The 14,189-nt window shown below is 38.6% G+C and carries 17 protein-coding genes; 16 read left to right on the top strand and 1 reads right to left on the bottom strand.

Features of this window, described 5'->3' with window-relative positions; all coding sequences use genetic code 11:
* Positions 1–81 precede the first annotated feature (81 nt).
* A complete protein-coding gene (locus MUO15_RS11205) occupies positions 82–504 on the bottom strand; it encodes a helix-turn-helix domain-containing protein (protein WP_245029340.1) in 423 nt (140 codons plus the stop codon).
* Positions 505–695: 191 nt separating this feature from the next.
* Between MUO15_RS11205 and MUO15_RS11200 the strand changes: the two genes are divergently transcribed.
* From MUO15_RS11200 to MUO15_RS11125, 16 genes are all read left to right on the top strand, one after another.
* Positions 696–926 carry a helix-turn-helix transcriptional regulator gene (locus tag MUO15_RS11200; RefSeq protein ID WP_245029338.1) on the top strand — a complete coding sequence of 77 codons (231 nt, stop codon included), beginning with the start codon at positions 696–698 and terminating at the stop codon, positions 924–926.
* Positions 927–1,250, top strand: coding sequence for a DNA-binding protein (locus MUO15_RS11195; RefSeq protein ID WP_245029336.1), 324 nt, complete (start codon positions 927–929; stop codon positions 1,248–1,250).
* Positions 1,251–1,288: 38 nt separating this feature from the next.
* Complete coding sequence (locus tag MUO15_RS11190) at positions 1,289–1,843, top strand: helix-turn-helix domain-containing protein (RefSeq protein ID WP_245029334.1); 555 nt, start codon at positions 1,289–1,291, stop codon at positions 1,841–1,843.
* 27 nt (positions 1,844–1,870) lie between these two features.
* On the top strand, positions 1,871–2,890 hold the full coding sequence (locus MUO15_RS11185; RefSeq protein WP_245029332.1) for a DnaD domain-containing protein: 1,020 nt from the start codon (positions 1,871–1,873) through the stop codon (positions 2,888–2,890).
* Positions 2,891–2,912: 22 nt separating this feature from the next.
* Entirely contained in the window at positions 2,913–3,140 is a 228-nt protein-coding gene (locus tag MUO15_RS11180; protein ID WP_245029330.1) for a hypothetical protein, read from the top strand.
* Positions 3,141–3,554: 414 nt separating this feature from the next.
* Positions 3,555–3,995 (top strand): hypothetical protein, encoded by a 441-nt coding sequence (locus MUO15_RS11175; RefSeq protein WP_245029328.1) that lies wholly within the window; start codon positions 3,555–3,557, stop codon positions 3,993–3,995.
* Between the two features lie 65 nt (positions 3,996–4,060).
* Entirely contained in the window at positions 4,061–4,267 is a 207-nt protein-coding gene (locus MUO15_RS11170; protein ID WP_245029326.1) for a hypothetical protein, read from the top strand.
* Positions 4,268–4,531, top strand: a complete 264-nt coding sequence (locus MUO15_RS11165) for a hypothetical protein (protein WP_245029324.1) — start codon at positions 4,268–4,270, stop codon at positions 4,529–4,531.
* Positions 4,532–4,546: 15 nt separating this feature from the next.
* The gene (locus MUO15_RS11160; protein ID WP_245029323.1) at positions 4,547–5,656 is read left to right on the top strand and encodes a hypothetical protein; all 1,110 of its coding nucleotides are present in this window, start codon (positions 4,547–4,549) and stop codon (positions 5,654–5,656) included.
* A gap of 12 nt (positions 5,657–5,668) precedes the next feature.
* On the top strand, positions 5,669–8,134 hold the full coding sequence (locus MUO15_RS11155) for a VirD4-like conjugal transfer protein, CD1115 family (protein WP_245029322.1): 2,466 nt from the start codon (positions 5,669–5,671) through the stop codon (positions 8,132–8,134).
* A 65-nt stretch (positions 8,135–8,199) separates the two neighbouring features.
* On the top strand, positions 8,200–9,912 hold the full coding sequence (locus MUO15_RS11150) for a pLS20_p028 family conjugation system transmembrane protein (protein WP_245029320.1): 1,713 nt from the start codon (positions 8,200–8,202) through the stop codon (positions 9,910–9,912).
* A 37-nt stretch (positions 9,913–9,949) separates the two neighbouring features.
* Positions 9,950–10,258: a DUF5592 family protein gene (locus MUO15_RS11145; protein WP_245029318.1), complete on the top strand. Its 309-nt coding sequence runs from the start codon at positions 9,950–9,952 to the stop codon at positions 10,256–10,258.
* Positions 10,259–10,269: 11 nt separating this feature from the next.
* Positions 10,270–10,461 carry a hypothetical protein gene (locus MUO15_RS11140; RefSeq protein WP_245029316.1) on the top strand — a complete coding sequence of 64 codons (192 nt, stop codon included), beginning with the start codon at positions 10,270–10,272 and terminating at the stop codon, positions 10,459–10,461.
* Between the two features lie 29 nt (positions 10,462–10,490).
* Positions 10,491–11,144 (top strand): TraC-like domain-containing protein, encoded by a 654-nt coding sequence (locus MUO15_RS11135; protein WP_245029315.1) that lies wholly within the window; start codon positions 10,491–10,493, stop codon positions 11,142–11,144.
* A gap of 6 nt (positions 11,145–11,150) precedes the next feature.
* A complete protein-coding gene (locus MUO15_RS11130) occupies positions 11,151–13,073 on the top strand; it encodes a VirB4 family type IV secretion system protein (protein WP_396266213.1) in 1,923 nt (640 codons plus the stop codon).
* Positions 13,074–13,075: 2 nt separating this feature from the next.
* The gene (locus tag MUO15_RS11125) at positions 13,076–14,176 is read left to right on the top strand and encodes a lysozyme family protein (protein ID WP_245029313.1); all 1,101 of its coding nucleotides are present in this window, start codon (positions 13,076–13,078) and stop codon (positions 14,174–14,176) included.
* Positions 14,177–14,189: the final 13 nt, after the last annotated feature.

Raw genomic sequence — 14,189 nt, 5'->3', positions numbered from 1 at the left:
GGTTAATAATAGAAAACAGAATCCAATATCCTGTGTTAAACAAAAAAAGTAGGGACTTCCTATAAATGAGGTTCCCTGCTTTTATTTGTTTTCTTTATCCTCGATTTCTTTAGATTTCTTCACTAAATATTGAAAGTAACTTTCCAATTCCCTTATCTGCTCTGGACTCATCGACTTCCACTTTTCCAAGTCGAAAAAAGCAGCATCTTCGATTCCATATTGGTCCATCAATTTATTTACTTCTTTTATAGAATCAAATTCATTGCTTTTATCCACTTGATAATCTGAAATATCTGATCGGCCCAAAAGGTAATCAGTGGATACATCAAAAAGATCAGCTATCTTGTTCACAGTATCTAAAGTAGGAATTTTAGTTCCTCTTTCATAAGCTGTGTAAGTTGTTCGAGCTACTCCAATTTTCCTCGCAATATAATCTTGAGTCCAATTTGGATTTTCCTCTTTTTTTATTTGTCGGCATTCTTTCAGCCTATCGGAAAAATTCATATTAAGACCCCCATGCTTTTTACTAGATTATAGTCTGTTATACATCCATTATAAATGTTTCTCAAAGTAACTTAAAGAAAAGTTCCTAAAAGTGTAAAAGAATTTTATGGATATTGTTGACAATGTTACCTAAAGGAACTTATAATACAATGTAAGATGTTCCTTGAAGGAACTTTAGGGGGGTGAATAAATTGAGGATGTGGTTAAAAGAGGTTCGACTTCAAAAGGATTTAACGCAAGAACAAACAGCTATTAAATCAAACATATCGAGAAGTTATTATACTCATATTGAATCAGGAGTTAAAAATCCTACAGTAGAAACAGCTAAGGATATAGCTTTTGCCTTAGAGTTCGAATGGACAAATTTTTTTGAGAACCAACGTTCCTTAAAGGAACAAAAAGCTTATAAGGAGATGATGTAAATGTTTGAAGCCAAGCTGCAGCCAGAAGCTGATTTTAATAATAAGGTGTACGATATTTTCTATGATATTGCCAAAAAAGCACAAGAAGATGCGAGTAAAGAAACTGAATTGCCATATTTGTTGGATCGCACAAGTCTAGCTGAATGTGTTTTCAATGTTAGCGTTCAGTCATTAGATGCTCATGTCTTGAAACGTGAAGACTTTCCAAAAGTGAAAGTTGGAGGACGTACACTTTATCCAAAAGACCTTGTGATTAGTTGGATAAGAGATCATGTTGAAGTGTCCGATCATATAGCTCCCAAAAGAAAATTTGGAGTCGTTTAATTCTATAAATCTATCTTAAATCAAATGATTATAGATTAATGGTACAAATAAACTTAGAAGAGGTGAGCAAAATCAAAAAAAGTAAGTCAGCGCAGCTCATGAAGGAAATGAGAAAAAGTAAAGATAAGACACAGCAACAGTTATCAGTCGATATGTTTCAATCCAGGGAGTATATTTCCAAGCAAGAAAGTGGAGAAAGAAAGATTCCTCCGGTTACAACCAAATATTTTATTGAAAAATATAACAATCCATGGTTAGCCTTAGAAACCGTTGATGAATATATTGGGTGGGGACTGACACGGTTAAACGGGCCTGCGGCTAATAATGATAAATATTTTTTGCAATTGATAGTAGAGAATGAATTACAAGAAGCTATAGAAGTGATCTCTAAAATTAAGTGGACAGATAATTTATATACTGATCGCTATGTGGAATTGCAGGGTATTCAAAAATCAGCAGAGGCACTAGCAAATGTTGTTCATTTCTCAACAGTATATTTAGCAGCGCTATGTGATAATTATGGAATCAACTGGTTAAAGGTTTGGAAAAAACATCATTCTGACTTAAAAGCAAAAGGCTATATTAATGAGTGAAGTTATGGCCAGGAGAGAGGTGAAAGAATGCAGGGGTGGATAAAGCTTCACCGAAAAATCCTCCATAGTGAAATTTTTGAAAATGAAAAGATGTTAAAGGTCTTTATTTACTGTATAGCCAAATCAAGTCACAAAGCTACTGAGTCCAGAGTGGGAAGACAAAAGGTAGAGCTTGAACCTGGGCAATTTATATTTGGCAGAAAAAAAGCCGCATCAGAATTGAATATGAATGCATCGACCGTCCGGGATTATATAAAAACATTAGAAGAAGACGGTGTAATCACGGTTAAATCCACCAACAAATATAGCGTTGTGACCGTTGAAAATTGGGCATTCTATCAATCAAATGGGGAAGAATACGACAACAAAACAACAGCAGATAAACATCAAAATGACAACTACTCGACATCAGAAGGACAGCAAAAAGACACATACAAGAATGAACGAGAACTTAAAGAAGTTAAGAATGTAAAAGAATTTATTACTACAACTACATCTGAACAAAATAGCGAGGCTGTTCAATTTTACCAAAACAATTTCGGAGTATTACGTCCTCATATTTCTGGTGAAATAGCTGGATGGGTTGCTGAGATTGGGGATGAATTAACTATTGAAGCTATGAAACGTTCTTTGGATCGTAATAAGGTTACATGGGGATACGTAAAGAGTATTCTTCAGTCCTGGCTAAATAAAGGAATTAAGACCATAGAGCAAGCTGAAGCTGAAGAGTTTGAGCATAGGGATAGAATTCACCGCAAGCGAGAGTTTTCTTCTAAAGAACCATCAAGTCAGGAAGTAATACCTGAATGGTTTAAAAGCCGTAACGAACAAAAACAACAGGAAAATAAAAAGCCAACCATTGATGATACGGCCCGGACGATTGAGTTAGGAATTAAGTTAAAAAGATCCAGGGAGAATATTATTGAAGCGATTCATAACAGGTATGACCTTTCGGAAGAAGATATTCATGCTATTCGGGAAGGTGAAAGCTCAGCTAAAGACATTTTATTAGGCAAAACAAATTTGAAAGTCGTAGGAGATCCATGACCTTTCTAAGGGAGGTGGTTATATGAAGACATCTCGTTTCGCTTTTTATGATATTTCATCACAAGCAGATAATGTAAAAACTTTTGAAGGAAAAGTGTACAACGTTCATGGCCTTTGGGCGATAGATAGAAATGGTACTGCTGAAAAGATAGCTAAGATTTATTATCGAATTCGGACTGTGAAGGACAAACATTTTAGAACCATTGCAAAACGGAAAAATCCTATGAGTGAGCTGAAATCCGTAAGGTAAAATATAACGATTTTAATACGTGCTTAAACAGCACTTATGAACATTGAAAAGTATATATCTATGTTAGGAAAAGAAAGTCACGGGATTTTCCTATCAGTCGATAAGCGTTCGGTGCGTGTTACGTGAAATGCATCTTGTGACTGTGAAAAGCGTTGCGTCAATAATGGTTATACTCTTTTGGTGAGGATAGTACCAATGAAGCTCTGGAGAGTCTGAACTAGATGCATAAAGTTCTTCGTATATGCTAGAAACGATGTGCATTGCAGTACATGATATAAATTAGATGTCGCTGCATAGGGTTGATTGTACCTAGCCATAAACAATCAAATTCATTTTATTCCTTTCCATTATGTGGTTTTTTGTTTAAGTAGGTGTTAGAATCGTTATACAAATCACTTGTGAAAGGATGATCTGATGAAAAGACATTGGGTCGGTGGTTTGGCTGGATTATTATTGGCCGTAATTCTTGTAGGCTGCGGAACTCAAGGAGCCACTGGCCAAGTCGAGTCTTTATCACCAGAGGACATGAAAGATAAAATACAAAATAGTGAAGAAGCTTATATATTAGTTACGGATTCTTCAGAGGAAGAGGAAAGAGAAAAATATATAAATTTAGTTGAAGATAACATTGAAGAAATCGATGTGCAGGAAATAAATGCTCAGAACCCAAAGATCCTGGACGGAGAAATAAAATTAAGTGAGATAGGGTTAGAAGGGAGTGAACTATTTCAATCACTTAGTTATTATGAAGATGGAAAACTGCAGGAGCGAATTTCTTTAAGAGAGCAAAAATATGAAACTCTGAAAGATAGAAAACAGGCTATCCATCAATTTATAAATGAAACTTCATCTTAAAAGGAAGTGATCTTAATTAGATCGCTTCTTTTTTTATGTCAAATTCTTTAAAGGGGGTGATTTCCGTGGGAGCTACGAATCGTGAAATAAAGCAATCTAAAGACTTAGTTCAAACCTTATTAACCATACAGGACCTTTCTTATAACGATTGGCTGCATAGCAAACACCAAGAGTATATTCAGGAAAACCAAGATGTAGTTATGAAATCCTTATTGCATTACAAAGGGATAAGTGAAAAGAAGGAAGATAAAAACTTTAAAAGGAGCGAATAAATGATGAAATTAACCGACTTTGTTTTTCTGTCAGCGATAAGTAACCTTCAAGCTACAGGGGCGTCTATCCTTACGGCAATGCAATTACTGGGAATTATTTCGGCAGCGATTGCTTTTGGAATTGGTGCATACCACCTTATTTGGGGAGGTGTCCGGGGTCGTCAGAGTTCCATTGTATGGTTTATTGGTGGAGCCGTGGGACTTGTAGTGCTTATGGGGGCAACCGCCATTGCTGAGTATATTGACAGCCAAGTGGTCTTTTAAAGGAGTGATGGATAAATGCATGTGCTGTTCACATCGAAACTATCTGGAGAGATTACTAGTTTTCAGCCTTATTCCTTCAGAGAAATTGTAGAAAAGACAGACAAACTAGATGAAAAATGGAAACAGAAAAATGCAGAACCGGTCTCTCTTGATTTTATGATTTTTAATGAAGAAGGAGATAAACTTTATAATGGCACGTATGTAGTAGGATCAGAAGAAACTACAAATATTTATAACCATATATGCCAAAAGCTCTTAAATCTACCATTGAAAGATCGTCACCAAGAAACAGAAAAAGACACATTTCTGCAAAAATTAACATCTTATGCTCCGCCTTCTTATCGAGTTGATATGAAAGAACAGCTGGAACAGCATAAGACAAAAGCAAAAGGCTGGAAAAAACTTAAAAAGAAAGAAAAGGTCATTGTCAGTTCTCTTGCGGGTTTACTTGTAATAGCTGTAATCGCATCCATTACGTTAACGATGGTATTAAGTAGCCAAGCACAAGCAATGACCAAAATGGAACAAGATTTGACGAATGCCAAAGCAGTAAAACGAATATACGAAACAGCATTGAATGGCGATACCGAAAAAGCTGCTAATCGTATGAAAGAACAAGAATATCTTAGTGAGTCTGAACAAAAGATATTGATCCACCTTCTCATAGCGAATAAGAACTATGAAGAAGCTCTACAAAAAGTTGGAAAAGATGATGTTTCTTTAATAGCTGGACAAGTGTTGCAAATTCATGGATTGGAGGAATTGGAAAAGTTTCAAAAGTCGCATCCAAGTCCTTTAGGAGCTTTTAAAGTGGCGTACCACTCAGAAAGTTACAAAAAAGCCACTGCTGTTGAACATGTTCCTATGTCTACAGAAATTTATAAAGAAAAAGGACTCGCTTATTTGCAAATCGATCAAATTGAGGAAGCGAAGAAAATGGCTTCTGAAGCTAAAAGCGATCAGTTGAATCAAAAAATCAATCAATATGAACAGCTTAAAGGACAGTTGAATAAACTTCAGGAGCAAATAGAAAAAGAGAAACGGTCCGAGGGTAAAAATCAAAATAAGATTGAATCGTTGAATGAAAAAAAGGACAAGGTCGAAAATCAACTAAATAACATATAGGAGATGATGCTTTTGAAGTCGATCATCGCTACGAAACAGGTGCTTATCCCAATGAGCATCTGTTTTTTTATAGCGACGATATGTGTAGCCACGTTCATATGGAACACAGGTCTTGCCATGTGGGATACCATTCAAACCTTTCCAAAGTTTAGCCAACCGTTAGTTATCGAATGGTCATATTTCACGAACTTTCACATTAAGGAGCAGCCTTATTTTTATGGACTGGCGGCTTTAACTGGTCTTGTTTGTATTGCTCACATGCTCTATAAGCTTAGAAGTAACTTTAAGCCAATTGGGACCGATGAAAAAGGGTCTCAGCGTTTTGCCACACGAAAAGAAATTCATCAGCAGTACAAGGCTATCCCTGACCGGAAGCAAGGTTACACAGGTCAGGGAGGTCCTGTATTAGCTCGGAAGGGAGACAAGGCTTACATTGATCCCTCCCCTGTAAATAACTTGATTATAGGGACAACCCGAAGTGGGAAGGGACAAACTTATGTCATCCCTACAATTGATGCCTATTCCCGGGCAGAGAAACAGCCCTCTTTAGTCATCAATGATCCCAAAGGAGAACTGTTCGCCTCAAGTCGTGAAACCCTCGAAGATAGAGGATATGAGGTCGAAGTGCTGAATTTAATGAATCCTATGCAGAGCATGAGCTTTAACCTCTTAGAATTAGTTAAACAAGCGTATCAAGATGGTGACTACTCCACAGCTCAAACGTTGTGCGAAACGATCACTCATATGCTTTATCACAATCCGCAAGCGAAGGAACCTATGTGGGATGATTCAGCCAAATCTCTTGTGAATGCTATGATCCTTGCTATTACGGAGAAAAGTATCACAGAGGGAATTGAAGAAAAGATTACGATGTACACTGTGGCCAATATGTTATCTGAGCTTGGAACCAAAAATGAAGTAGATGAAAATGGCCAAGAGTACAATGCGCTGGATGAGTACTTTCAAGAGCTGCCTCAATCACATGTGGCCAAAGAACAATATGCAACGAGTAATTTTTCCAAAGGAAACACTAGATCAAGTATTTTTACAACGGCTATGAATGGCTTAACGAAGTTTACGATGAGTGAAACAGCCAAAATGACAGCGAAAAACTCTTTGGACCTGAAAAAAGTCGGGTTTGGACAATCTATTAAAGGAAGGGGTACTCCATTTTCCAAAGTTTATGTTACATTTCCGAACGGAGTAACAGAGACGAATCAATCTGGGGAGAGTGGCACCTGGACCATTAATTTCTCATCACCACTGAAGGTAGGGGATCGCATCACGATCATGCAGGATCAAGATCCTCTATCTGCCAAACAAAAACGAAAGAAAGTTGATGATCAAGATGACAGTCAAATGAGCAAACTGGACCTCGAAGTGGAACGGATCAATAAGGATACGGGAGAGGTTAAATTTTACTCTCCTTTTGATCGAGAGTTGATGGTTGAAGAGGTTACTTCATTTACGAAGCCAATAGCTGTTTTTATGGTTACGCCAGATTATGATACATCTACTCATGCGATTCCATCTATCTTTGTGAGTCAGTTGTATTATGTATTATCCAAAAATGCAGCTATAGCGAAAGGACAGAAATGTTTGCGGGAAGTCGTCTTCATGCTAGATGAATTCGGAAATATGCCCGCTATTGCTGATATGGATAATAAGATCACGGTTTGTTTAGGTAGGAATATTCGTTTTCACTTAGTCATTCAATCCTATGCTCAACTAAAGGATCTTTACGGAGAAGACGGGCAAGCAACCATCCGTGGTAATTGTGGAAATGAAATTTATATTCTGAGTGCTGATTATGATTCCGCCTCTTATTTTTCTTCTAAATTAGGAAAGAAAACGTTGAATACACATTCACGCTCAGGATCCACTTTCTCTTTGGATAAGTCGAAGACAGAAAGCACAGAGGGGCGCGAGCTGCTTACGGCTAATGAGCTGCAAGAATTGGAAGAGGGAGATACGGTGGTCCGTCGTGTATTAATGAGACGAGATAAAAAAGGGCGTAAAATCAGAGCCTTTCCTATCTACAATACAGGGAAGCACAGTATGAAATATGCGCACACTTATTTGAGTCAGGATTTTAATACAAGTCGATCCATCACCGAAGAGGAGATTGACACTCCTCATCGCCACGTCACACCCAAGGAATTGGTGATAGATTTTTATAGTGAGTCGCTGCAAAACATAAATAGGAATAATGAGGAGAAAAAACTAACAGAAAAAGAGCCGATTGAGGAAGATCATATAAATACAGAAACATGGCTAAAGAAGGGAGTCGAAGAATTTTTCGATAAAAGTACTCTTCCTATGATTCAACATCAGATTGCTCCACTTTTAAATCACAATGAAGAGGAAATGAATAGAGAACCTATGGAGGTTTTTCTTTACAACCTTAAACTGCTGGGGAGGGTCAGGAAATTAATCGACAAGTTTATGATCATATTCGCAAGCAGGTCGATAAATTGAAAGAACAACAGGATGAACCTTCTAAAGAACATATGGCTAATGAGTGATAAGAAGGTGGTGAAATGATGTCCGATGAAGAACTACTAGAAAAACTGTTAGAGTTCTCTGATGTCCTATCCACGAACAACATATTCATATCTGGCATACGAATCGTTGGATGGGGCATTATATTATTTTTGAAAATGATTGTTGATGGTTTAGAAGGCATGGTGAACAATATTTTGTCACTGACGGACTTCTTTATGAGTGAGCCGGTGCAAGGTTTTCTCAAAACCATTCAACCGGTTCTCTATATATTGCTAGCTATTTCGTTGGCGATGATCGGTTTCCGGTTGATTTTTAACAAAGAAAAGAACAGGTCTGACATTCCCATGAATCTGTTCATTTCAATTATGACGATTTCCCTTTTAACGTTTGGAATGGGACAGGTGAACGAATTTGCAGGAGATGCAGTAGAAGTTGCGCAAGTTGAAACTGACTCCTTTACTACATCTGACAAAGTGATGACTGATTACATTACTGATATTACTATATATGATGAAACAGGCTGGAAAACTCCAGATGTAAAGGTACAGCATCATATAAGTCCGAGCTCCATTGACAAGATATCTATAAATGAAACCGTTGACGATAGTTTTGAGAAGGCAAATGGTGATAGTTTATCTCCCGAAAGTCAAAAAATTATAATGAATAAAGTAGGTTTAGAATCAAATGGAGAGGAAGGGCTTGTCTCTCTAGGAAAAGACGAATGGTACGACTTCTTACCGGAAAACTATTATCGATGGCATGTTGAATGGTTTACGGCAATCGTAACGCTTGGGGTTATGGCGTTTACGATGATTTTGATATCTATTAAGGTGGCCAAGCTTTGTTTTGAGCTTGGTTTTAATCATATTGTGGCGCTTATTATGGCCTATGCTGATATTTCAACAGGGCAACGGTTAAAAGCTGTGATTAAGAATATCGGAAGCATATTTGCTTCTATTATTATGATTTTCTTAAGTTTGCGTGTGTATATGTATTACACCACCTTTATTGGCGAGAACCTAGAGGGGATGGGATATTTAGTCGCTTTAGTTGCTGGAAGTTTGGCTGTTATAGATGGGCCAAATATTGTACAGAAACTCTTTGGCATTGATGCCGGCCTGAAAAACGCCTGGCATGTAGCAATGGGAGGATATCTTGCCTCTAAAACGGTGGGTCCTCCTGCTAAGAAAGCTGCAGGAGCAATTGTCAGTGGAGGAACCAGTGCCATCATGAATACCGGAGCAGGAACAGCTGGTGCCATTGCGGGAGTTACTGGAGGTAAAATGAATGGGAAAAGGCAACGATCAGAATCTAACCAACAAACCCAGAAGCAAGAACCGAGTCCTATGGATCCTCAGCAGACTGATCGTCCACCCCAAATTGCTCATTCATATGATGAGAGGGAGAAAAACACTTTAAATAGTAAAGGAAATAGCCAACCTATCAAAAACAAAAATAATAAGGGGCATCCAGATAGCAATGATGTTTCAAACTCTAAGAAAATACCGGATGCACGGAATGAACCGAACAATTCTAATGGCTCTCCAACACCAGAGAATCCAGAAGATATTCCAATGCCAAACCAAAATCGCACAGAACAGAGAACCATGAGTCAATATATCAAAGATCAAGCGAATGATCGAATCCGTAATAACAGTAGGGTTCAGGGAACGAAGCGAACATACGAGCTTTCACGCAATAGCACAGAAAATTGGAAAAATAAAATGAAGAAACGCGGACAAGGGTCTTAACTTTGTTCGCGTTTTTGTTTGGAAAGGGGACATCATATTGCAGTACAAAATCCCTTCTGAAATTGGGAGTGAACTCAAAATCAATCAGTTGTTTTACCTCACTGACTTACTTGTTGTCTTAATACTTGGAGGGATAGGCTTCCTATTCCGTTATGCGGTTCACTCCTCCTTCGTTTGGTATTACGGAATCTTTTGGGCTTTATTGATGTTCGCTTGGTTGATCCGTCCAAAAACGAATCCCAGATTACGTATGGCAAAAGTGTTGCTCTTAGCTGTTACGCGTAATCGGATGACCTATAGTGCAATCGATCATCAATCAAGTGATGAGCAGTACCAAAATGAATAGGAGATGTAAGCGTGGGATGTAAATACAAGAGATTCATAGAAGAAGATACAGCTTTTAAAGATTATGAGAATCTGTTCGAAGCATACCTGGCTAGAGAATTAACAACTTTAGAAAAGCGCAAAATCCAATGGTTAGCCGAATCGGAATATGAAACCGTAGGAGTTATCTATGACTTGATCAAAGAATTAGCTGAGAAGAAATAATAGCCATGCAAATGAAAGTGGGGGCTAACATGTTTTCAAGAAAAGATAAGAATGCTTCCTTTTTTAAAGAAGGAAAAGAGCAGCAAGCGCTTTTTGATGAAACTGTAAAAAGAAAACGAAAGCTAAAAAACAGTCAGCATTCAAAAAGAAAAAGGAGGATGGCTAAACCTTCGGTGGCGGAAGTCCTCTCTATTCGAGAATTAACAGACAATGGATCCTTTGAACTGCAAGGAAATAAAGGATATCTGGATATCATGCAGATCCAAAGTAAGGACATTTATTCACCGTCCACTCAAGAAACAGAATATGACATCATGATGATGGCTAAGTTTTTTCAGTCTTACACGCACGACATTAAAATTGTATCCATGAATTTCCCCGTGGATATGCAAAAACAGCTCAACGCGATTAATTATAAGATCACTCAAAACAAAGCTCCACTATATGAAAAATTCTTACTCAAGAAACGAGATGAATTGCAGTTTTTAGAAACTCATCGGACCAACCGCGAGTTTTATTTATATATTTACGCCTCAAGCCTTAAGCAGCTATCGGAATACCGTAAAAACTGCCTGAGGTATTTGGGCAGGGTAACTCCACTGATTGAATTATCGGAGGGGAAAAAACTTGATCTAATCTATAAACTTCACAATCAGAATTCAAAATTGGAAAAAAGGGGGTAACTCATCGTGTTAAAAATATGGAAAGGGAAGACAGATGTAGAGAAAACAAGCAAAAAAGGATATAACCCTTATTTACTCGCTCATATTCAACCCCAGGGAGGCGTTAAGTTTCAGGAGTCTTTTATTCGCAAAGGCGATGGTTATGAAGTGTGTGTACATGTGTATTCATTTCCCAAGAATGTATCAGACTTTTGGCTTGAACCGATATTTAATATGGAAAACGTGATTACGACTATGGATATTATATCTGATGACCGTTACAAAGTCCGCGAGGGTTTAAATAAAGGAATGGCAGAACAAAGTTCTCGAATCATTAATGAGAAAGACAACGCAGGTATTATTGAAGCTCAAAATAACTACGATGATTTACGTGAGCTCTACAACCAGGTTTCCGAAGAGGGAGAAGTGATTAAGCGTGTGCATTTGAGGCATTACGTCAGCGCACCTACAAAACTTGAATTAGAGGATAATGTCAAAGCCGTTCTTTCCACCTTACAGGATGAAAACTTTCGAGGTTCTATTTTTTTAAACGAACAGGAATATGAATGGCAGTCTCTTTTAGCGAATTACACGGATCAATCAAAGTATCGAAACAAGAGGGAAGGTCAGCCTATTCCAGCGTTAGGGTTAGCTGGAGGTTTCCCTTTTCATTTCACTAGTTTAAATGATCCTTCAGGCACATTTTATGGCACGACATTAACTGGAGGGAGTGTTGTCTTCGATCTTTTTCATCGTGACCGACAGCGTAAAAGCTATAACGGTGTGATGGTCGGGGCTATGGGCGCCGGAAAATCTACGACACTTAAAAAAATAATGCTCGACAATGCGATCAAGGGATATAAAGTTCGAACCTTTGACGTAACGGGGGAATTTGCCGAATTAACAGAAGCTTTAGGTGGGAAACAAATTACCTTGGATGGATCTGATGGGGTAATCAATCCTCTTCAGGTCTATCGAACGGCTGAGGATGAAACCACCTCTTTTACGCAACATTTATCTAAATTAACGACCTTTTATAAGTTTTTAGCTCCAGAAGCCAAAGATAGTGAGCTGAAAGAATATGAGAATCTATTACGAAAACTCTACGAAAGAACAGGGCTGTGGAAGGATAAAGAAGAAACAAATATTACTCAACGTCCGGTCGATGACTATCCGATATTCACAGATTTCCTTTCGTTTATAGAAGAGGAACTTTATGAAGATATCGATGAAGGGAAGCAATGGGAAAAGGTAAGCCAAGAAAGAAAACGGCGCCTGGAAAGTATTGAATTAAATATACGAAATATCGTAGAAACCTATGCTCACCTGTTCAATGGCGTATCAACCATTGAACATTTTAATGACCAGCAAGTGGTCACATTCACGCTGCGAGGGTTGTCCCAAATGAGAGCAGAAGTCTTTCAGGCACAATTGTTTAACGTACTGAACCTTTTGTGGGACTCCATGCTGACGAATGGGGCACCGCAATTTGAGGCCTATGATCGGGGAGAGCTAGCGTTTAAAGATGCTGTTCGCTATTTAATTTTAATGGACGAGGCTCATCACATAATTAATACCAAGAAGAAAAGTGAAAGCGCGCTTGATTTCCTTACCAAATTTAGTCGGGAAGCCCGAAAATACTTTGGAGGTCTTCTCTATGCCAGTCATACCATTCGTGACTTTGTTCCAGAAGGGTCGGATCAAAGCATGGTGGAAGAAATTAAGAAGCTCTTTGAACTCACTCAATATAAAATCATCATGCAGCAAGACAGCAACAATTTAGAAATGATGCAGCAAATTTTCACCGGCCAATTGAGTCAAAGTGAGTTGCAGGACATTCCATATCTTCAAACAGGAGAAACGATGCTAAGTATCCGTGCTGTGGAGAATATTCGCTTTAAAGTGGAGGTCTCCGATGAAGAGTTAGCCTTGTTTGGAGGAGGTGCATAAGCATGCCTTGGGCCATAGCAGTTGGACTAGTACCACGCAAAGTTTGGTTGTGGCTACTAGGAGTCATTCTTGTGCTTTGTTTCCTTCTAATGATTTTGTTTACTTCAGCCATTACGACGTTAATGGGCTTTCAAAAGAACAACACGAATGAGAACGTCGAGTCGGTTGAATTGGTGAACGGAAAGGCACAAATTTCGGAAGCATTAGATCAATATCGTCCTTTATTTGAGAAGTACTCAGCTAAATATGGAGTGTCTGAGTATGTGGAACTTTTGTTAGCTAAAACCATGCAAGAGTCTGGTGGCCAGCTTGCGGATGTGATGCAGGCAAGTGAATCACTGGGCCTTCCACCGAATACCATTCAGGACCCGGAAAGAAGTATTAAGGTGGGCATTCGATATTTCGCGAACATGTTAGAGAAGGCTGATGGAGATGTCAAACTGGCGATCCAAGCCTACAACTTTGGGGGAGGGTTTATTAATTATGCCAACGAGTATAACAACGGTGAATATAGCAAGGAACTAGCCATTGAATTCTCTCGAATGAAATACCAGGAATTGAAGCATACAGGAATGTATTCCTGCATCCGACCAGAGTCAGCAGCCACTGGGGCATGTTATGGAGATATAGGGTATGTGGAAGCCGTTCTGAGTTATCTTAAAGGCGGGACGATTAAAACCGATGTTCAGCCAACAGGAGAGTGGGTGATGCCTATTGCAGGAGCTCTTACTCAAACATCTGACTACGGGATGCGCTCTGATCCTTTTGATGGAACTCCGGCGATGCATCGGGGCATAGACTTTGCCTGTACGAACGCTGTTACCTCGATTCAGAGCGTCGATAATGGTCAGGTGGTGGAAGTAGAAAGAAGCCATTCGGGGTACGGAAATAATGTTTTGATTAAACATAAAGATGGACTATATAGTCACTATGCTCATTTGTATACGATAAGTGTACAAAATGGAGAGGTTCTACAAAAAGGGGACGAAATCGGCAAGTGTGGAACGACAGGAAATTCCACAGGTCCCCATTTACATTTTGAAGTTATGACCACGAAACAATACGGATCGGATATAAACCCTGCTCCTTATCTTGGGTTATAGGAGAGGAGAGTAT

Source organism: Halobacillus amylolyticus (assembly GCF_022921115.1).
Lineage (GTDB): Bacteria > Bacillota > Bacilli > Bacillales > Halobacillaceae > Halobacillus_A > Halobacillus_A amylolyticus.
Note: the sequence above shows the minus strand (reverse complement) of the source record. Positions and strands in the feature narration are given on the sequence as shown.